At 63.2% G+C, this 18094-nt stretch carries 17 protein-coding genes; 11 read left to right on the forward strand and 6 right to left on the reverse strand.

Features of this window, described 5'->3' with window-relative positions; all coding sequences use genetic code 11:
• Nucleotides 1-31 precede the first annotated feature (31 nt).
• Genes ctaD through AC0J1C_RS00325 form a run of 3 tightly spaced genes read left to right on the forward strand, consistent with a single transcriptional unit; the run spans nt 32 to nt 3128 of the window.
• A complete protein-coding gene (gene ctaD, locus AC0J1C_RS00315; RefSeq protein ID WP_091991005.1) occupies nt 32-1615 on the forward strand; it encodes a cytochrome c oxidase subunit I in 1584 nt (527 codons plus the stop codon).
• 15 nt (nt 1616-1630) lie between these two features.
• Nucleotides 1631-2224 (forward strand): cytochrome c oxidase assembly protein, encoded by a 594-nt coding sequence (locus AC0J1C_RS00320; RefSeq protein ID WP_091989401.1) that lies wholly within the window; start codon nt 1631-1633, stop codon nt 2222-2224.
• Between the two features lie 16 nt (nt 2225-2240).
• Complete coding sequence (locus AC0J1C_RS00325) at nt 2241-3128, forward strand: cytochrome c oxidase subunit 3 (RefSeq protein ID WP_091989404.1); 888 nt, start codon at nt 2241-2243, stop codon at nt 3126-3128.
• A 10-nt stretch (nt 3129-3138) separates the two neighbouring features.
• Here the strand turns inward: AC0J1C_RS00325 and AC0J1C_RS00330 are convergent, their stop codons facing one another.
• A complete protein-coding gene (locus AC0J1C_RS00330) occupies nt 3139-3342 on the reverse strand; it encodes a twin transmembrane helix small protein (protein ID WP_091989407.1) in 204 nt (67 codons plus the stop codon).
• 77 nt (nt 3343-3419) lie between these two features.
• Here AC0J1C_RS00330 and AC0J1C_RS00335 point away from each other — a divergent pair, with 77 nt between their 5' ends.
• From AC0J1C_RS00335 to hrpB, 6 genes are all read left to right on the forward strand, one after another.
• Entirely contained in the window at nt 3420-4154 is a 735-nt protein-coding gene (locus AC0J1C_RS00335) for an SURF1 family protein (RefSeq protein WP_473045084.1), read from the forward strand.
• The gene (locus tag AC0J1C_RS00340) at nt 4154-4804 is read left to right on the forward strand and encodes a hypothetical protein (RefSeq protein WP_473045086.1); all 651 of its coding nucleotides are present in this window, start codon (nt 4154-4156) and stop codon (nt 4802-4804) included. Before AC0J1C_RS00335 ends, AC0J1C_RS00340 begins: the two co-directional genes overlap by 1 nt.
• Nucleotides 4805-4898: 94 nt before the next feature.
• Complete coding sequence (locus AC0J1C_RS00345; protein WP_473045087.1) at nt 4899-5960, forward strand: COX15/CtaA family protein; 1062 nt, start codon at nt 4899-4901, stop codon at nt 5958-5960.
• Complete coding sequence (cyoE, locus tag AC0J1C_RS00350) at nt 5957-6877, forward strand: heme o synthase (RefSeq protein WP_375193550.1); 921 nt, start codon at nt 5957-5959, stop codon at nt 6875-6877. Before AC0J1C_RS00345 ends, cyoE begins: the two co-directional genes overlap by 4 nt.
• A gap of 147 nt (nt 6878-7024) precedes the next feature.
• Nucleotides 7025-7696, forward strand: a complete 672-nt coding sequence (locus AC0J1C_RS00355; RefSeq protein ID WP_473045088.1) for an SCO family protein — start codon at nt 7025-7027, stop codon at nt 7694-7696.
• 22 nt (nt 7697-7718) lie between these two features.
• Nucleotides 7719-10199 carry an ATP-dependent helicase HrpB gene (gene hrpB, locus AC0J1C_RS00360; protein ID WP_473045090.1) on the forward strand — a complete coding sequence of 827 codons (2481 nt, stop codon included), beginning with the start codon at nt 7719-7721 and terminating at the stop codon, nt 10197-10199.
• Here the strand turns inward: hrpB and AC0J1C_RS00365 are convergent.
• The gene (locus AC0J1C_RS00365) at nt 10153-11007 is read right to left on the reverse strand and encodes an eIF2B alpha/beta/delta subunit family protein (RefSeq protein ID WP_473045091.1); all 855 of its coding nucleotides are present in this window, start codon (nt 11005-11007) and stop codon (nt 10153-10155) included. The two genes, hrpB and AC0J1C_RS00365, sit on opposite strands and share 47 nt — an antisense overlap.
• Before the next feature lie 175 nt (nt 11008-11182).
• On the opposite strand from AC0J1C_RS00365, the gene AC0J1C_RS00370 reads away from it, so the two are divergent.
• Both AC0J1C_RS00370 and AC0J1C_RS00375 read left to right on the forward strand, forming a co-directional pair.
• A complete protein-coding gene (locus AC0J1C_RS00370) occupies nt 11183-12001 on the forward strand; it encodes an ATP-grasp domain-containing protein (RefSeq protein WP_473045092.1) in 819 nt (272 codons plus the stop codon).
• A 180-nt stretch (nt 12002-12181) separates the two neighbouring features.
• Entirely contained in the window at nt 12182-13357 is a 1176-nt protein-coding gene (locus AC0J1C_RS00375) for a type III PLP-dependent enzyme (protein WP_091989428.1), read from the forward strand.
• Between the two features lie 191 nt (nt 13358-13548).
• Here the strand turns inward: AC0J1C_RS00375 and AC0J1C_RS00380 are convergent, their stop codons facing one another.
• The 4 genes from AC0J1C_RS00380 to AC0J1C_RS00395 form a co-directional block, all read right to left on the reverse strand.
• Nucleotides 13549-14697, reverse strand: a complete 1149-nt coding sequence (locus AC0J1C_RS00380) for a CynX/NimT family MFS transporter (protein ID WP_375191632.1) — start codon at nt 14695-14697, stop codon at nt 13549-13551.
• A 65-nt stretch (nt 14698-14762) separates the two neighbouring features.
• Nucleotides 14763-15158 carry an ectoine synthase gene (locus AC0J1C_RS00385; RefSeq protein ID WP_091989434.1) on the reverse strand — a complete coding sequence of 132 codons (396 nt, stop codon included), beginning with the start codon at nt 15156-15158 and terminating at the stop codon, nt 14763-14765.
• Nucleotides 15159-15208: 50 nt separating this feature from the next.
• Complete coding sequence (locus AC0J1C_RS00390; RefSeq protein WP_473045093.1) at nt 15209-16639, reverse strand: GTPase/DUF3482 domain-containing protein; 1431 nt, start codon at nt 16637-16639, stop codon at nt 15209-15211.
• Nucleotides 16636-18042 (reverse strand): DUF2868 domain-containing protein, encoded by a 1407-nt coding sequence (locus AC0J1C_RS00395; RefSeq protein WP_473045094.1) that lies wholly within the window; start codon nt 18040-18042, stop codon nt 16636-16638. Before AC0J1C_RS00395 ends, AC0J1C_RS00390 begins: the two co-directional genes overlap by 4 nt.
• Between the last annotated feature and the right edge of the window lie 52 nt (nt 18043-18094).

Genomic DNA, 18094 nt, shown 5'->3' on the forward strand with positions numbered 1-18094 from the left:
GCCACAAGAAATGGCGGTAACGGGGGTTTTCATGAGTGCGGTTGCAGATACCCACGCCCAGGATCATCATCACGGCCCGGCCAAAGGCTTCAGCCGCTGGCTGCTGACCACCAACCACAAAGATATCGGGACAATGTACCTGATATTCAGTTTCGCCATGTTCCTGCTCGGCGGAACCATGGCCATGGTTATCCGGGCTGAACTGTTCCAGCCCGGGCTGCAGATTGTGCAGCCGGAATTCTTCAACCAGATGACCACCATGCACGGTTTGATCATGGTGTTTGGCGCGGTCATGCCGGCCTTTGTCGGGCTGGCCAACTGGATGCTGCCACTGATGATCGGTGCGCCGGACATGGCCCTGCCCCGGATGAACAACTGGAGCTTCTGGCTGCTGCCCTGCGCTTTCCTGATTCTGGTATCCACCCTGTTCATGGAAGGCGGCGCGCCCAACTTCGGCTGGACTTTCTATGCGCCGCTGTCGACCACCTACGGGCCGCCGAGCACCACGTTCTTCATCTTCGCGGTGCACATCATGGGGATCTCGTCGATCATGGGCGCCATCAACGTGATCGCCACCATCCTGAACCTGCGGGCGCCGGGCATGACCCTGATGAAAATGCCGCTGTTCGTCTGGACCTGGCTGATCACCGCGTTCCTGCTCATCGCGGTGATGCCGGTACTGGCGGGCGTGGTCACCATGATGCTGATGGACATCAACTTCGGTACCAGTTTCTTTGACGCCTCCGGCGGCGGTGATCCGGTGCTGTTCCAGCACGTGTTCTGGTTCTTCGGCCATCCCGAGGTGTACATCATGATCCTGCCCGCGTTCGGGGCGGTGTCGCACATCATTCCGGCGTTCTCCCGCAAGCCCCTGTTCGGCTATGCCTCCATGGTGTATGCGGTGGGCGCCATCGCGCTGCTGTCGTTCGTGGTCTGGGCGCACCACATGTTCACGGTCGGCATTCCCATCGTGGGCCAGCTGTTCTTCATGTACGCCACCATGCTGATTGCCGTGCCCACCGGGGTGAAGGTATTCAACTGGGTGGCAACCATGTTCCGGGGCTCCCTCAGCTTTGAGGCGCCCATGCTGTTCGCGGTGGCCTTTGTCATCCTGTTCACCATCGGCGGTTTCTCGGGTCTGATGCTGGCCATCGCTCCGGCGGACTTCCAGTACCACGACACCTACTTCGTCGTGGCCCATTTCCACTACGTGCTGGTGCCGGGCGCCATCTTCGGGATCTTTGCCTCCGCCTATTTCTGGCTGCCCAAGTGGACCGGGCACATGTACGACGAGACCCTGGCCAAGACCCACTTCTGGCTGTCGTTCATCGGCATGAACCTGGCGTTCTTCCCGATGCACTTCCTGGGTCTGGCCGGCATGCCGCGGCGGATTCCGGATTACGCGCTGCAGTTTGCCGACTTCAACATGGTGTCGAGCATTGGTGCCTTCATGTTCGGCGCCACTCAGCTGCTGTTCCTGCTGATCGTGGTCAAGTGCATCCGGGGTGGCAAGAAAGCACCCGCCAAGCCCTGGGATGGCGCGGAAGGTCTGGAATGGACGGTGCCGTCACCGGCTCCATACCACACCTTTGCCACGCCTCCGGAAGTGAAGTAAGCAGAGGGCCGCGCCATGGCAGACCGGCAAGTGCAGTCAGGCCGCAGCAACACCCGGGTGGTGGGCTGGTGTCTGGCCGGAGTCGTTGGCATGTTTGCCTTCGGATTTGCCATGGTGCCCCTGTATGACGTGTTCTGCGAAATCACAGGCATTAACGGCAAGACCGCCGGGCGTTACGAGGTGACGGAGGTGGCGGAGGCCGACCAGAGCCGCACGGTGACGGTGCAGTTTCTCGCCTCCAACGGCCCTGGCATGAGCTGGACTTTCCGGCCGGTGGTTCGTTCTGTGGAGGTGCACCCGGGCGAACCCACCACGGTTAACTTCTATGCCGAGAATCCGACCACCGAAGCCATGGTCGGTCAGGCGGTTCCGAGCCTGTCGCCTTCCGAGGGCACGCTGTACTTTCACAAGACCGAGTGTTTCTGCTTCAACCAGCAGCCCCTGGGCGCCGGAGAGAGCACCGAAATGCCGCTGATCTTCATTGTCGACAAGGACCTGCCGGCTCACATTACCAAGCTCACGCTGTCGTACACGCTGTACGATCAGGGCAAGCAGCCGGCCGTAACAACGAATTCCCGGAAAGCCACAACAACAACCGATAACGGATAAGCCATTGGAGACTGTCATGGCGGAAAACCAGACCTATTACGTTCCGGAACAGAGTAAATGGCCCATCATTGCCACCGTTGGCCTGGGCGTCACCCTCTACGGGGTGGCCGCGATCATGGTCAACGGCAAGCAGGGGGAAAGTACCACCGGCGCCTGGATCATGTTCTTCATTGGCGCACTGATCATGGCGTACATGCTGTTTGGCTGGTTCGGGAACGTCATTGAGGAAAGCCGCAAGGGCTTGTACAGCCCGCAGATGGACCGCTCCTTCCGCTGGGGCATGAGCTGGTTCATCTTCTCCGAGGTCATGTTCTTCGCGGCCTTCTTTGGTGCGCTGTTCTACGTGCGGGTGTTTGCGGTGCCCTGGCTGGGCGGCGAGGGTGATCGGGGAACCTCCAACATGCTATGGGAGGGCTTCCAGTCCTCGTGGCCACTGGTCAACAACCCCAATCCCGAGCTCTATCCCGGTCCCAAGGAAGTTATCGGGCCCTGGGGGCTGCCGCTGATCAACACCATCCTGCTGGTGACCTCGTCGTTCACCGTGACGGTCGCCCACCATGCCCTCAAGGCCGGCAACCGGGCCAAAACCAAGCTGTGGCTGACCCTGACCATCGCGCTGGCTCTGGTGTTTGTCTTTGTGCAGGGCTACGAGTACATGCACGCTTATCAGGATCTCGATCTGACGCTGCAGTCCGGGATCTACGGCAGTACCTTCTTCATGCTGACCGGGTTTCACGGTGCCCACGTGATTCTGGGCTCGCTGATGTTGTTCATCATGCTGATGCGGCTGAACAAGGGTCACTTTACCGCCGATAACCACTTCGGATTCGAGGCGGCGGCCTGGTACTGGCACTTCGTGGACGTGGTCTGGCTTGGCCTGTTCGTGTTCGTCTACATTCTTTGAGCGAGGGTGATCAGGGTGTCGGATTGAGCGTCAGGGCACCCTGCCATAACGCAATCAGAATCACTGCCAGGAGAACTATGCTGAGGGTGACCCTTAACGCCAGGGAATTCAGAACCCGATTGGTTTTACCGCCATCCCTGATCAGAAAGAACAGACCACTGAAAAGGCTCACCAGAACGGCCAACAGCAGAATTACGATTACGGCCTTAAGCATGGGACTTCCTGTTGTAGGTTTTGCGAATGTACGATCCGGTAACGCCTGCGGACTCGCTGAGGTCACTATAGCAGAGCATGGGTGATTCGCAGCGCACTGCCCGCCGGTGGCATCTCGATTGGCGGTTGCTTGTCTTCAGTGGCGTGTTTCTGCCAGTGCTCCTGAGTCTTGGTGTCTGGCAGTTGAATCGGGCGGAAGAGAAGCAGACCCTGCTGGACCGTTGGCAGCAGGAGGCCGAAACGTTGCCCTGGCCGCAGATGGCTGAGCAGGGTTTGACCCCTGGCCGCCCGGTGACACTGACGGGGCGCTATGGTCACCGAACCTGGTTGCTGGATAACCGTACCCGGGATGGCGTGCCGGGCTACGAGGTACTCACCGGGTTTTATCCGCTGGAGGGCCCGCCGGTGATCGTAAACCGGGGCTGGGTCCCGGCGCCCCGTACCCGGGACCGGCTGCCTGAGGTGGACGCGCCGGACGGCGTCTACAGTCTGCAGGGGCGGGTTGGTGAGTACCCGGTGCCGCCGGTGCTGGCTGAGCCCGCCGAGCCGGTCGAGCGCTGGCCAAGACGGGTCCAGAGCCTCCCGGAGGCAACCGCTCGAGCGGAAATTCCGGGTCTGCCGGGCGGCATTCTCCGCCTGTCGGGGCAGCGTCAGCCGGGCGCCTTCCGGGCAGACTGGGAGCCGGACATGATGGGGCCGCAAACCCATTACGGCTATGCCACCCAATGGTTTGCGCTGGCCGTGGCCCTGACTATATTGACAGTAGTGGCGAGTTACCGAAGAAGCGAGTTACCGAAAGACAGGAGCCAATAATGACAATGACAATGGCTGACCGGATGTCCAACGAGGAACACAGCGAAGGCCCTACCCCGGAACAGGTGCGGCGCGGTCGCCGGACAGCCTTTTTGCTGTTCGCTCTGGGTTTTGGCCCGATGATCGTGGCCACCCTCATGTTCTACACCGGCTGGTTGAACCCTGCGGGGCACACCAACAACGGCGTGCTGATCCAGCCCCCGGTGCCGGTTGCCCAACTGAATCTTGAAACCACCACTGGCGAGCCGCTGGCGGAACGCTTCGGCCCTGATAAACCGGACGCCCAGTGGCTGATGCTGGTGTCCGCGGGTGCCTGCGGCAGCAGCTGTGAAGAACTGCTCTATCTTGCCCGCCAGGTCAACATCGCCCTTGGCAAGAACGCCAATCGCGTCGGCCGCGCGGCAGTGCTGGGCAGCATTCCCGCGGATCTCCAGGCCCGCTGGCCTGAAGAATACAGCTCCATGGAACGCCTGGTACCGGCCTCCGGTCGGACACCCGCCTGGCCGGAGGGCATCAACCCGGCACAGACGCCCCGGATTCTGCTGGTAGACCCCTTCGGCAACGTGATGATGCATTACGGGCCGGAGCACACGGGCAAGGAGATGCTTGAGGACCTCAAGCATCTGCTCAAACTGTCTCAGATCGGGTAGTGGCCAGAGCGGAGTGTCAGTCTTGAATCAACCCCTGTTTGCTTCATCCGGCCGAGCTGGCCCGTCCCCGGCGCAGCCTGACGCGGCCAGAATCATGGCCAGGTGGGCGACGCTGGCGGTGTTGCTGGCGGTCGTCGTCATTATGCTCGGTGCCTGGACCCGGTTGGTCCACGCCGGTCTGGGTTGTCCGGACTGGCCGGGCTGCTACGGCTTTCTGACCGTGCCCCAGAGCGACACCCATATTGCCATTGCCAACGCCCGCTTCCCGGATACTCCGGTGGACGTAGAAAAGGGCTGGCCGGAAATGATCCATCGTTACGCCGCTGGCACCCTGGGCCTGGTGGTGTTCGGTCTGGCGGCCTACGCCGTTCGCCATCGGCGCCAAGGCGTACCGGTGAAACTGCCGCTGCTCATCGCCGGTTTCATTGTCCTGCAAGGGGCGTTCGGCATGTGGACGGTCACTCTGAAACTCTGGCCCCAGGTCGTCGCCATGCACCTGCTTGGTGGCTTCACCACTCTCAGCCTGCTGACCCTGCTCACCCTGCGATTGCGCCGCAGGGCCCGGGCCGGCACTGGTGCCGAACCGCCCGCCACCAGGTCACTCACGGGCTTTCGACCATGGCTCTATGGTGGTCTGCTGCTGGTCATTCTGCAGATTGCGCTCGGCGCCTGGACAGCGGCCAACTATGCCGCCGTCGCCTGCACTGACCTGCCCACCTGCCAGGGCCAATGGTGGCCGGAGGGCATGGATTTCCGGCATGGTTTTGATGTCACCCAGCACGTGGGCCCAAACTATCTGGGTGGCCAGCTGACGGCGGATGGCCGGGTGGCGATTCACGTAACCCACCGGATAGGCGCCATGGTGGTGCTGGTGTACTGGGCCACGTTGCTGGCGCTGATATGGCGCCGGCGCGGTGATTCCGGTCTCGGTTCGGCCATCGGCCTGGCGGCGGTGGTCCTCGTCGCCCAGATCGTGCTTGGCCTGGCCAACGTGATCTTCCATATTCCCCTGTCCATCGCGGTTGCCCACAACGCGATGGGAGCGGGGCTGCTTCTGGCCATCATTCATCTTGTCTGGCGCCACCAGCTGCTGCCCCACACCAGGAACGCCACTGCACCCAATACTACAACTATGAACCAGGAGGTCCCGGCATGAGCGAGCAAGTGGAAGTACTGCCGACCCAGGCAATTGCGAGCGATTCCCGAACATCCATTTCCTGGCGTGATTATCTGGAGCTGACCAAGCCCCGGGTGGTTGCGCTGATGATTCTTACCTCGGTGATCGGCATGTTGCTGGCGGCCCCCGGCGTACCGGGCTGGGGCGTTCTGGTGTGGGGCAATCTGGGCATTGCCCTGCTGGCCGGTGCGGCGGCCGTGGTGAATCACGTGGTAGACCAGAAGATCGATACGGTTATGGCCCGCACCCGTAAGCGCCCGGTTGCCACGGGCAAGATTGCGCCGGTGGATGCCATTGTCTTCGCAACCCTGCTGGCGTGCGTGGGCATGGCGGTCCTCATGTGGCAGGTGAACCATCTGACCGCCTGGCTTACCCTGGCGTCTCTGGTGGGCTACGCCGGCGTCTACACCCTGTTCCTGAAACGGGCCACGCCCCAGAACATCACCATCGGCGGTCTTGCGGGGGCCATGCCGCCGCTGCTCGGCTGGACAGCGGTGACCGGCCAGGTGGAAGGCCACGCGTTGCTGCTGGTGCTGATCATCTTCGCCTGGACGCCCCCCCATTTCTGGGCCCTGGCCATCCATCGCAAGGAGGAGTACGCCAAGGCCGGTATTCCCATGCTGCCGGTCACCCATGGCAACAAGTTCACAGAGCTGCATATCCTGCTCTATACCCTGATGCTGCTGGCCGTCAGCCTGCTGCCGTTTGTCACCGGCATGTCAGGTGGCATTTACCTGGTGGGCGCCCTGGCCCTGGGGCTGCGTTTCCTGCAGTACGCGGTGCGTCTGCTGAAGGGCGACGACCGGCGGGTGGCCCTGAATACCTTCAAGTATTCCATCACTTACCTCATGGCCCTGTTTGTGGTATTGCTTGTGGATCATTTTGTATTTTTCTGAACCTACGACTCTGGCTGAGCGGCCGGGGAGGGCAATCCGAAACCGTGCGGAGCCATGGATGGCGGAGCCGAGCGTACATGGATGTATTCACAGCGTGTTTCGGATTGCCCTCCCCGGCCGCTTCCCCAGGGATGAATCGGACTTTACATGAAAACCTCCAGCTCTATTCGCCTTACGCTGTTCTGCCTTTTATTGGTTGTTGTTCTGATCTTCGGGCTGGTGGTCGGCCGGCAGGTTTTTCTGGTGGGCAACCAGGAGCCGATTCCGGCGCCGGACCTGCGGGATTTCAATACCTATGTGTATGACGACCCCAGGCCACTCACCGAATTCACCCTGACCAACGAAGCCGGCGAGACCGTCACAAGGGAGAGTCTGAAGGGCCGCTGGACCTTTGCCTTCGTGGGTTACACCAACTGCCCGGATATTTGCCCGGCGGCCATGGCAAACCTGCGCCAGACCGACCAGCTGCTGTCCAGCGAATTGCCGCAGCCGGAGTACCTCCTGGTCAGTGCCGACCCGGAGCACGATACCCCGGAAAAGCTTGAAGCCTACACGGGGTTCTTTGGCGAGAATTTCCATGGACTGACCGGCGACCTGGATACCCTCCGGGCTCTTGCCAAGAGTCTGAGTGCCGTCTTCGTTCATCGGGAAGTGAACGGGGAACTGATGGTGGACCACAGTGGCCATTTTGCGCTGCTGAACCCGGATGGCGAGCTTGCCGCGGTGATGCAGCCGCCTCATAATCCGCACAACCTGGCCGAGGCCTTCAAGCGGATCTACCAGTGGGCGAAGGCCAATCGTGACCGGGTGAGCTCCTGACGCTGTCGCAACCCGAAATCCGATGCTTCCCATTGATGCCATTCTCCCGGAACTGAAAGCCGTTCTGGAACAGACCCGGACCGCACTTCTGCAGGCGCCACCTGGCGCCGGCAAAACCACCCGTGTGCCCCTCGCCCTCCTCGACGCGCCCTGGCGCGGAAGCGGAAAAATCCTGATGCTGGAACCGCGCCGGCTGGCGGCACGCTCTGCGGCCCGTTACATGGCCGCACAGCTTGGTGAAAAACCCGGCCAAACGGTGGGTTACCGCACCCGCCTGGATACCCGGGTGTCCGCTACCACCCGCATCGAGGTGGTAACCGAGGGCATCCTGACCCGGCTGATCCAGACCGATCCGATGCTGGAAGACTACGCCGCGGTCATCTTCGACGAGTTTCACGAACGCTCGCTCCAGGCCGATCTGGGTCTGGCCCTGGTGCGGGAATCCCAGCAGGCGTTGCGCGAGGATCTGCGTTTGCTGGTGATGTCCGCGACGCTGGACGCCGGGCCCATCGCCCGGGTGCTGGGGGAAGTTCCGGTGATTACCAGCGAGGGTCGGGCATTCCCGGTAGAGGTCTGTTATCGGCCGCTGCCGCGCAACGCCTGGCTGGTGGATCAGGTGGTGTCGGTGATTCAGGAGGCGCTGCGTGACCAGGACGGTTCCCTGCTGGTGTTCCTGCCCGGCGCCGGTGAAATCCGCCGGGTCGAACGGCAGTTGCGAGGCGCCCTGGGCGACCGGGTGCTGGTCACGCCGCTCTACGGCAACCTGAGAACAGAACAACAGGACCAGGCCATAACCCCGGCACCGGAGGGCCAGCGCAAGGTGGTGCTGGCCACCGCCATTGCCGAAACCAGTCTCACCATCGAGGGGATCCGGGTGGTGATTGACGCAGGCCAGCAGCGGCGGGCGGTGTTCGACCCCAACAGCGGCATGACCCGGTTGGTGACCGGTCGGCTGTCAAAGGCCTCGGCCGAACAGCGCAAGGGTCGGGCCGGTCGGGTCGAGCCGGGCGTGTGTTACCGCCTGTGGAGTGAATCGGAACAATACGGGCTGGCGGACTACACGCCCCCGGAAATCCTGGAGGCGGATCTGGCGCCACTGGTGCTGGAGCTGGCCCAGTGGGGCGCCCGAGATCCCGCCGACCTGTCCTGGATTGACCCGCCACCACCGGCCCATTGGCGCCAGGCGGTGGCGTTGCTGCAGTGGCTCGACATGCTGGGTGTAGACGGTGCGATTACCGCTCACGGCAAAGCCGCCAGGAACCTTGGCAGCCACCCCCGCCTGGCGCACATGGTACTGACCGGACGCGCGCTCGGGCTGGGCGGCCCGGCGGCTGCCCTGGCCGCGCTTCTGGAAGATCGTGATCTGCTGGGCCCGGGTGCCGGGGCAGATATGCACGAGCGGATCAGGGTATTTTACGGGGAGCGACGGGACGGCATGGTGGATGCGGCGCGCATCAAGGCGGTTCGCAAGGCGGCGGACAGGCTTGGCGAGTCGCCAACGGCGGGCGACCCGGTGCCCCCGGAAACCGAGGTTGGCCGGCTGCTGGCGCTGGCCTACCCCGACCGGGTTGCCCGGCGTCGCCCCGGCAACGCGCCGAGATACCGGCTCAGCAACGGCAGGGGCGCTGCCCTGCGAGCCGATGACCCACTGGCCCGGCACGACTGGCTGGTAGCGCCCGAGCTGGATGGCCGGGCCCGGGAGGCCACCATCTATCTGGCGGCGCCGGTGGAGATGCCGGTGCTGGAGCAGGATCTTGCCGGCCACATCCGCGAAACCGAGGAGGCGATCTGGGACGACGACAAAGGCACGGTGATCGCCCGGCGAGTGCGAAAACTCGGCGAACTTGTCCTGGCCGAAAAGCGGCTGAGCTATGTCGCCCCCGAGCTGGTGCAACGTGGATTGATGGCGGCAGTGCGGAAAAAGGGCCTGGCCAGCCTGGCCTGGAACGAGGAGAGCCGCCAGTGGCGGGCCCGTGTCCGGTTGCTTGCTGCTACCTTCCCGGAGGAAGGCTGGCCCGATACCAGCGACGATACGCTGCTGGCAACGCTGGAACAGTGGCTGGGGCCTTTTCTCCCTGGGATAAACCGCTGGTCCGATCTGGCTGGCCTGGACCTGATGGCCGCCCTGACCAGCCTGCTCGAATACCCCGATCAGCAACGGCTGCCATCCCTGGCGCCCACCCACCTCACCATTCCCACCGGCCAGCGGGTGCGCCTGGACTACACCGCTGAAAACGGCCCGGTATTGGCGGCCAAACTCCAGGCCCTGTTTGGCTGGACAGAGACCCCCACCGTGGCCACCGGCCGGGTTCCGGTACTGCTGCACCTGCTGTCGCCGGCCCAACGCCCGCTGGCGGTCACCGCCGATCTGGCCAGTTTCTGGCGCAACGTCTATCCCGAGGTACGCAAGGACATGCGCGGCCGATACCCGAAGCACCCCTGGCCCGAGGATCCGTTCACGGCCGAGGCCCAGCAGGGCACGAAGAAACGCCCTGCTCGCTGATTCGGCGGCTCACAAGGCCCCGTGGTATCAATTCGAAATAGACATTGCGGGGCGTTATCCAGCGCCCCGAAGGCGCCCGGAGTTCATCCCCTGACATCTCCTCGAGAATCACATTTGCCGGATTGGCGTCGCTGTTCCGGAAACTGTCGGCCAGCACCCAGAAGGGCGTGCCCGAGGCGCGGGCCGCCAGGGCCAGCAGGTGGGTGCCACTTTTATTGATGAACCAGCCGTCGGTAAACCAGGTGTCGCATCCGGTGACCACCACATCCGCCTGCCCAACAAACAGGGCCATCTGGGCGTCGGTAATCAGGGTGACCGGTACTGACAACCCGTCCAGGGTTCTGGCCAGGGTATGGCCCTCGAAACCGGGACTGCTCTGGGTACAGATCACACTGAAACGCTTCTTGTCTATGGCCAGGCTCCGGAACAGGGCCAGAACCGCGGAACTGGCGCTGTGAGTCATGATCACTGGCGTGTCCGGCAGCGCCTGTCGGGCGTGGCGGGCCATGGCCGAGGTGGCATCACTCAGCTGGGCCCGGATCTCGAGTATGGCCTCACGTGCGGCGTGCGGCTCTGCCGATCCTCGCTGTTCGATCCTGGCCAGGGCGTTGCCAATCACGATCATGCTGGGGCGGGCTTGTCGCAGCTCGGCCAGGAGTGTCCGAAGGGTTCCGGTATCCGGCTGTTCATGGTCCAGATAGGCCAATACCTGATCGAGCGTTTTTCGCGCCAGTTCGGTGGCGCCTGACTGAAGGTCTTCCCGCAGTTCCGCGACGATGGACTGTGCCCGCGCATCGAGTTGCTGCATGTCGCCAATACTCTCCCGGGTTTGGGGTTGGGTTTGGTGCCTGATTCAAGGGTAGCCCGGATTCAGGCATGACACCCGGGGTTTGTGCTTATGCCCGCAGGGTACAAATAGCGCTTGCCAGTATCCCGGTCCTGTATAAAATACGCGCAATTTCACGCCCGAGTGCGCGCTACCCATGCACCTTGTTTCCTTTGATATTTTCCGGACCCTGGGCTTTCCCAACACCACGGTGCTCAAGCCGGACCAGTTTCTGCGCCACAAGGAACTCCTGCGGGAGGCCGACTGGGTGCTTTTCCCGGAGTACTGGCAGCTCAACGCCCTGGTGCACGGTCTGAAATGCCGGGTGTTCCCCAGCGTTGCCAGTTATCGCATTGGCCATGACAAGGTCGAGATGACCCGGGCATTCCAGGCGGTGGCGCCGGAGCACACCCCCTGGACGCTGATCGAAGCCAACGGCCCGGTGGAGCGGGAGATGATCTGGGACACCCTGCCGCATCCGTTCGTGGCCAAACTGCCACGGGCCAGCATGGGCGAAGGCGTGTGGCTGATTGAAACCCGCGAGGACTGGCGCCGATACTGCGAACGTACCGACGTACTCTACGCCCAGGAATACCTGCCGCTGGATCGGGACGCCCGGATTGTCGTGGTGGGTGACCGCGTGGTGACGGCCTACTGGCGCATGCAGGCCGATCAGGGCTTCTACAACAATGTGGCCCGTGGCGGTCGCATCGACACCAGTCCGGTGCCGGCTATCATGACCGACCTGGCATTGCGCCTTGCCCGGGAGCTGGAAGTCGACCACGCCGGTTTCGATATTGCCCTGGTGGAGGGCTACCCCTACGTACTGGAATTCAACCGTCTGTTTGGTAACCAGGGGCTGGGCCAGGGCTCGGACCTCCAGGACGCCATCCTCGGTTATCTTCGTGCGAAAACCGCGCCGGAAGACCCGGACGGGCCAGTAGAGCCTACCCCGCTCTGGCCGGTGGCGGTCTGACCAATTATCGTCTAGTTTTTCCATAGCTGCCGGCCAATCTTCGGGCGGGACCTTATGGGTAGATATGCTCATAGGCGGTCCCCGATAAATGCCCGATGATCGCGCCAACTCACGGGTGCCGCAGCGCTGCTGGGGCACCTCTTTTTTTGTCCGTATACCCTGTGGAGGGCCACACCACCCATGACCGAAGCCGCCAACGCCAACATTGCCGACTACTACGATGCCGAGACGTTCAAGCGCATCAAGGACTTTGCCGACGGCAAGGAAACCCCGTTCGTTGTCATCGATACCGGCACCATTGACCGTCAGTACGAGGAACTGGTGGAGGGTTTTCCCTACGCCAAGGTTTACTACGCGGTAAAAGCCAACCCGGCGCCGCAGATCCTGACCATGTTGCGTGACAAAGGCGCCTGCTTCGATATTGCCTCGGTATACGAACTGGACAAGGTGATGTCTCTGGGTGTGACCGGCGATCGGATCAGCTACGGCAACACCATCAAGAAGGCGCGGGACATTCGCACTTTCTACGAGAAGGGTGTGCGGCTGTTCGCCACCGATTCGGAAGCCGACCTGCGCAACATCGCCAAGGCGGCTCCGGGTTCAAAGGTGTACGTGCGCATCCTCACGGAAGGCACCCTGACCGCCGACTGGCCGCTGTCCCGGAAGTTCGGCTGCCAGACCGACATGGCCATGGACCTGCTGATCCTGGCCCGTGATCTGGGCCTGGAGCCCTACGGCGTGTCCTTCCACGTGGGCTCCCAGCAGCGCGAAATCGGTGCCTGGGATGCAGCTCTGAACAAGGTGAAGGTCATTTTCGAGCGCCTGAAGGAAGAAGACGGTATCGAGCTGAAGATGATCAACATGGGGGGTGGCTTCCCGGCCAACTACATTACCCGCACCAACGAGCTCAAGGTATACGCCGAGGAGATTGCCCGCTTCCTGCACGAGGATTTTGGCGCCGATCTGCCGGAGATCATCATTGAGCCGGGTCGGTCGCTGATTTCCAATGCCGGCGTTCTGGTGAGCGAGGTGGTGCTGATTTCCCGGAAATCCCGCACCGCGCTGCACCGCTGGGTGTTCACCGATGTGGGCAAGTTTTCCGGTCTGATCGAGACGCTGGATGAAGCCATCAAGTTTCCGATCTGGACCGAGAAGGTGGGCGAAGGCGAGGACTGCGTGATTGCCGGGCCGACCTGTGACAGTGCCGATATCATGTACGAGCACCACAAGTACCCGCTGCCTTTGAATCTGGCCATCGGGGACCGGATGTACTGGCTGTCTACGGGGGCTTATACCACGACTTACAGTGCCATCGAGTTTAACGGGTTTCCTCCCTTGAAGGACTATTACATCTAGGACGGGAGTCCGGAGCCGGGCTGGAGTCTGGCCGCGGGGCGGGGTGCCTTTTCCTCTGGGAAAAACAACTCGCTTCGCTCAGACATCTTTTTCCCGGCGGAAAAGGCACTCCGCCCCACGGCCCTCTGGCCTCATTCGGGTAGTCCGGGCACTAGTAGAGACTGTGTGAGGGTGAGATTTGATGAAAAGGATCAGCTTTCGGGCTGGTCCTTTTTTCGTTTCAGGTCCAGGGTGAAGGCCAGGGGGAGGACCAGGGCGCTGTAGGCGATGATGGCAAGGATGGCGTGGCGGGCGTCGCCGGTTGCGTCGGCAATGAGGCCGCCGAGCATGGGCACCGAGAAGGCCAGGGTGTAACCCACCAGGAAGGTGCCGGCAGACAGGCGGCCGGTCTCTCCCTTTCTCGCCACCAGTGGTGGCAGGGCGACCAGCAGGATGAGCAGGATGCCGGCGGTGAGGCTCATCAGTGTGGCGCTGGCGATGGACCACCAGCCGGTCAGGGTGATAGCGCCCAGGGTGCCAGCGATGCTCAGGCTGGCGGTCACGATGATGACCGAGCGGCGTCCCACCCAGCTGCGGGCCATTTTGAGCATGATCAGCGAGGCGAACACCTGGGCGATGTTGTACCAGAACAGGGCATCGGCGAGTTTGTCGAATTCGCCCTGCTGCTCCAGCAGGTTGCCCATGTAGGCGTTGAGGCCGAAGAACATGGAACCCGACAGGCCAAGGAGCAGGCCAATCCTGAGGGTCAGGGGGTTGCGCCAGTCCGGCAGCCAGGCACCCGGCCCTGCCGGCTTTTCAAGGTCGCGCCTGGGCAGGTAGAGGGCGGCGGCCACCAGCAGGGCCGGCAGCGACCAGGCCAGTAGCGTGGCGCGCCAGCTGTTGTCCAGCAGCGGCATGAGCACCGGCAGGGTCATACCGGCGCCGATGAATTCCCCCATCAGCATGCCGTTCATGTAGATGGCCGTGCCCAGGGCCAGGTGATGAGGTTCGAGCCAACGGGGTAGCAGGGCCGGCAGTGCCGGTTGCATCATGGCCACGCCCAGGCCCATCACGGCGCTGGCCAGCATGAGGGTGAGCGTGTCCGGAACCAGGCCCCGGCCAGCGGAGCCGATCACCATGATCACCATGGCCAGGGCCAGGGTGTTTCTTGGGCCGATGCGGGCAATGGCGAGGGAGCCGGGCATGGCGCCGATGGCCAGCATCAGGATCGGGAGTGTGGTCAGGGCGCCGGTCAGGGCCTGGCTGAGGGCCAGCTCCTCACCGATGAAGGGGGCCAGGGGTGGCGCCACCAATACCGGGATGCGCAGATACACACCGGCCAGCCAAAGCAGTACCGCCACCGGCAGCAGACGGGCTGGCGGTGGCGGTACAGGTGCGGCTGATGGATCAGCGACGCTCAGAACAATCAGTCCCCGCTGGTGTCGGGCAGGTAGGCGCCGTCCTCGTCGTGCACTTCACGGCCGGTCACCGGCGGGTTGAAGGCGCAGATCAGGCGCATGTCTTCAGTGCCACCATACAACGTATGCTGGTCGTGCTTGTCGAGTGCATACAGGGTGCCGTCGGTGATCTCGTGGGTCTCGCCGGTGGCCTTGTCCAGGATCTTGCCATTGCCGGCCACGCAGTACACCGCCTCGAGGTGGTGTTTGTACCAGAGGTTCAGCTCGGCACCGGCAGGGATGATGGTTTCATGGAAGGAAAAGCCCATGCCGTCCTTCTTCAGGAGCATGCGGCGGCTGGTCCAGCCCGGGCCGTGCACTTCGCGTTCGGTACCGATGATGTCTTGCACTCGTACGATTTTCATTCGCATTCCCCATTTTGTGATGGAACAGCCTCTTAGTATAAACATCCCTTTCAGGTGCGGTTCAACCGCCAATCGTCGTAGGCGGCCATGGCCTGTTCCAGGGCGGCCACCAGCTTTTCACGGTGGCGGTCGTCCAATGGTCGTTGTTTCCGGCCCTTCTCGAGGGCTTTCTGAATCTCCTGTCGGCTGGTCCGGTCCAGGCGCTCCAGCCAGTGATGGTCGGCCGGCTCCAGCTCCAGGAGGTCGCGCCCGGCGTGGTTGCGCTGGCTGATGTGCCACCAGTGATCCACGGCGCGCCCTAATACAACATAGCCGAACTGGGTGTCCTGTACAGGTCCGAAGGTGGCGGTTTTCAGGCCGTCCCGGAGTGCCCCGATGTTGAGAGCCGGCAGCGCCAGCCGGTCGCCGTAGAAGTAGCTGCCGGCGGCGCCGATCAACCCGCCAATCAGGGCGCCGGTACCCAGGGAAGAGCCGAAGGTGATGGCATCGAGGCCCGCGCCGCCAACCGCACCGGCGCCGAACCCCGCCGTGGCCAGGTAGCGGCGGCTGACGGCCCAGGTTTTGCGGCTGTCCTCGGAAAACAGATCATGTTCGCTGTGCCACTCCAGCTCGGCTTCCTGCCGGCGGATTTGCTGGTGCTGGTACAGATGCTCGACGTCCAGCCGGAGCGTCTGTTCCCGTTTGCGCTGGTGTCGATACCACTGGCCTCGCAGCTGGTCGGCCAGGGTCTCGTCACTGATTCCGGCGGCCTGGCCGGCGGTCAGGGTGCGCTTTTCCTGGAACGACATCATGTCCTCCAGGGCTCCGGCAATCAGGCGGGCAGCCTGGTGGCGTCGCTGCCTGCGCTGTTCGGAAAGATGGTGCGTGGCCTGCTCCAGGCGCATTTCCCAGTCCGGCTCCAGTTGGCCGAACGCCCTTAAAAGCCCGAGATGTTGCTCGAACGGGGCGCGAACGGCATCGAATCGGCGCACAACCTGAAAGAACTGGCCCAGCGCCGCCTGCCAGCTGTCGCTGAAATCGTCGGTGCCGATGCTGTTGATCAGCGCCAGGCTCGGCCGACCGGTCCAGCGCAGGATGGTCATTTCCGCCTCGTGTTCGGGACTGTAGGGAACCGAGCCGTCCACCACGTAAATGATGCCCGCGCCCTCAATCAGCGGCGTCAGCAGCTCGCATTCGTCGATGAATCGGCCGTCGTCCTGATGCTGGGTAACGAACGCCCGGACGGTATCGGCATGGTCGGACGCGGAGACGCTGTGGGCCTCAAGCCACTCCAGTACCCGGCGCGGACGTTGGAAGCCGGGCGTGTCCACCAGTGTGTACAGAATCTGGCCGTCGACTTTCAGGGGGTAGGCCTGGCGCCTGCGGGTGGTGCCTGGCTCCAGGGCGATCGCGATGGCATCGTTCTGGGAGAGGGTGGCTACCACGCTGGATTTGCCCTTGTTGGGGTGCCCCACCACGGCGAAAACCGGTGTCTTACTCATAACGCCCGATCCTTGCCGGCGTAAGGTGACGGTTGGGACATCGGGGGCAGGGAAACCCGCAGGAAGTCGCCACCGATCTTTTCGGCAAACCGTAACCACGGCTGAATCTGATGGGGGGCCGGTTCACGGTTGGGGTCTGCGGCCAGGGGTACCAGGGCAACCGAGGTGCCGTCTGGCCAGATCCGCCGGGCGCTTTCCAGAAGGTCCTCCAGTTCGCCGGTGGGTGGTTCCCAGCTGCGAACCACCAGGATGACCGCATCGGCATGGCCGTCCAGCTGGCCTTCGATGGCACGCAGGGCTGCTTCGTCCCCGGCCAGGCTTGACCGACCGCCGGCCCGCACCACCAGGCCCTTGCCGGCACGGAGGGCGTCGGGCAGTTCCGGCTCGCCAGCACCGGCCCAGCACAGCAGGACATCACTGTCTGGCAGTGGCAACAGGTTACTGCGGGTGCGGGTATCCGGCAGGTCGTGGGCATCGTTGTGGGCATTGCCGGTTTCAAGGGTAGCGGTTTCCATGCGGTAACGCAGCGTGTGCATCGCCGGGTGGCTGGCCAGCGAGCCCCGTGCCCGGCGCTGGAGCTGATGACTCATCAGCAGCCAGAGCAGTAACCGGGGCAACACCACCCAGGTGCTCCAGAGCATGGTGACAAACGGCCACCACTGGCCCCAGAGCCCCGGCTGGGTGCCATTGCCTTCGCCGGCCCGGAAAAACCGGGTGGCTTCCACCAGGGCCAGGTCGGGCACCGCCGCCGGCCAGAGCCAGGCCCACGGGGCTGCAAAGGCCAGAACCAGCCGGTGATAGCCGGTGGCGGCGGTATCCAGGGTAGTGCTCCAGCCAAAGGCCAGGTCCTGTATGACCACGAGGGTCAGCAGGGTCGCCAGCCCGGTCAGGGCGAAACAGAGACCGCCCAGGTGTGCGGCCCGGGCCATCAGTAGCGGTTGCAGTTCCCGGAAGGCGCCCTCACCGGCGGTCTTTCCAACACGGCTAAGCAGCCGGCGCCAGGGCTGCCAGCCGGCCATGGCCTGCACCGTGGTCGCCAGCGCCAGTGCCAGATGCAGCAGAACAAAGGCCAACAGCACGGTGATATTGATGCGTTGGCCGCCCTCATAGAACAGCAACCCGGACATGGTAAGGATGCCGGTAATGGCGCCGGCCGCGGAGAAACCGCCGGTGATCCGGCGCCAGGAAGACAGGGTTTGTTCGGCGGGGGTTGGCGCTGCTTCCCGCCCGCTCAGCCGCTGCAGATGCGACAGCCAGCGGGTGGCATCGGGAACCACCCCCCGTTCGCGGCACAGCAGCGCGAATTTCCGGTCCCGGCGATGCAGGAAGGCCGGCGGCTGAGATCGGTCCCGCTGGGCCTGATAGTCAAAGTCCAGCAGCAGCCGGAGGGGGCGTTCGGTCATTCAATGGTCCGGGTGTCGAATTCGGTCAATTCGTCTTCGATGCTAGGATATA

The organism is Marinobacter sp. E2, from assembly GCF_055755345.1.

What these genes read in the sequence shown, in the direction of transcription:
- ctaD (WP_091991005.1), top strand. Translation starts at nt 32, where the DNA reads ATGAGTGCGGTTGCAGATACCCACGCCCAGGATCATCATCACGGCCCG.
- AC0J1C_RS00320 (WP_091989401.1), top strand. Translation starts at nt 1,631, where the DNA reads ATGGCAGACCGGCAAGTGCAGTCAGGCCGCAGCAACACCCGGGTGGTG.
- AC0J1C_RS00325 (WP_091989404.1), top strand. Translation starts at nt 2,241, where the DNA reads ATGGCGGAAAACCAGACCTATTACGTTCCGGAACAGAGTAAATGGCCC.
- AC0J1C_RS00330 (WP_091989407.1), bottom strand. Translation starts at nt 3,342, where the DNA reads ATGCTTAAGGCCGTAATCGTAATTCTGCTGTTGGCCGTTCTGGTGAGC.
- AC0J1C_RS00335 (WP_473045084.1), top strand. Translation starts at nt 3,420, where the DNA reads ATGGGTGATTCGCAGCGCACTGCCCGCCGGTGGCATCTCGATTGGCGG.
- AC0J1C_RS00340 (WP_473045086.1), top strand. Translation starts at nt 4,154, where the DNA reads ATGACAATGACAATGGCTGACCGGATGTCCAACGAGGAACACAGCGAA.
- AC0J1C_RS00345 (WP_473045087.1), top strand. Translation starts at nt 4,899, where the DNA reads ATGGCCAGGTGGGCGACGCTGGCGGTGTTGCTGGCGGTCGTCGTCATT.
- cyoE (WP_375193550.1), top strand. Translation starts at nt 5,957, where the DNA reads ATGAGCGAGCAAGTGGAAGTACTGCCGACCCAGGCAATTGCGAGCGAT.
- AC0J1C_RS00355 (WP_473045088.1), top strand. Translation starts at nt 7,025, where the DNA reads ATGAAAACCTCCAGCTCTATTCGCCTTACGCTGTTCTGCCTTTTATTG.
- hrpB (WP_473045090.1), top strand. Translation starts at nt 7,719, where the DNA reads ATGCTTCCCATTGATGCCATTCTCCCGGAACTGAAAGCCGTTCTGGAA.
- AC0J1C_RS00365 (WP_473045091.1), bottom strand. Translation starts at nt 11,007, where the DNA reads ATGCAGCAACTCGATGCGCGGGCACAGTCCATCGTCGCGGAACTGCGG.
- AC0J1C_RS00370 (WP_473045092.1), top strand. Translation starts at nt 11,183, where the DNA reads ATGCACCTTGTTTCCTTTGATATTTTCCGGACCCTGGGCTTTCCCAAC.
- AC0J1C_RS00375 (WP_091989428.1), top strand. Translation starts at nt 12,182, where the DNA reads ATGACCGAAGCCGCCAACGCCAACATTGCCGACTACTACGATGCCGAG.
- AC0J1C_RS00385 (WP_091989434.1), bottom strand. Translation starts at nt 15,158, where the DNA reads ATGAAAATCGTACGAGTGCAAGACATCATCGGTACCGAACGCGAAGTG.
- AC0J1C_RS00390 (WP_473045093.1), bottom strand. Translation starts at nt 16,639, where the DNA reads ATGAGTAAGACACCGGTTTTCGCCGTGGTGGGGCACCCCAACAAGGGC.
- AC0J1C_RS00395 (WP_473045094.1), bottom strand. Translation starts at nt 18,042, where the DNA reads ATGACCGAACGCCCCCTCCGGCTGCTGCTGGACTTTGACTATCAGGCC.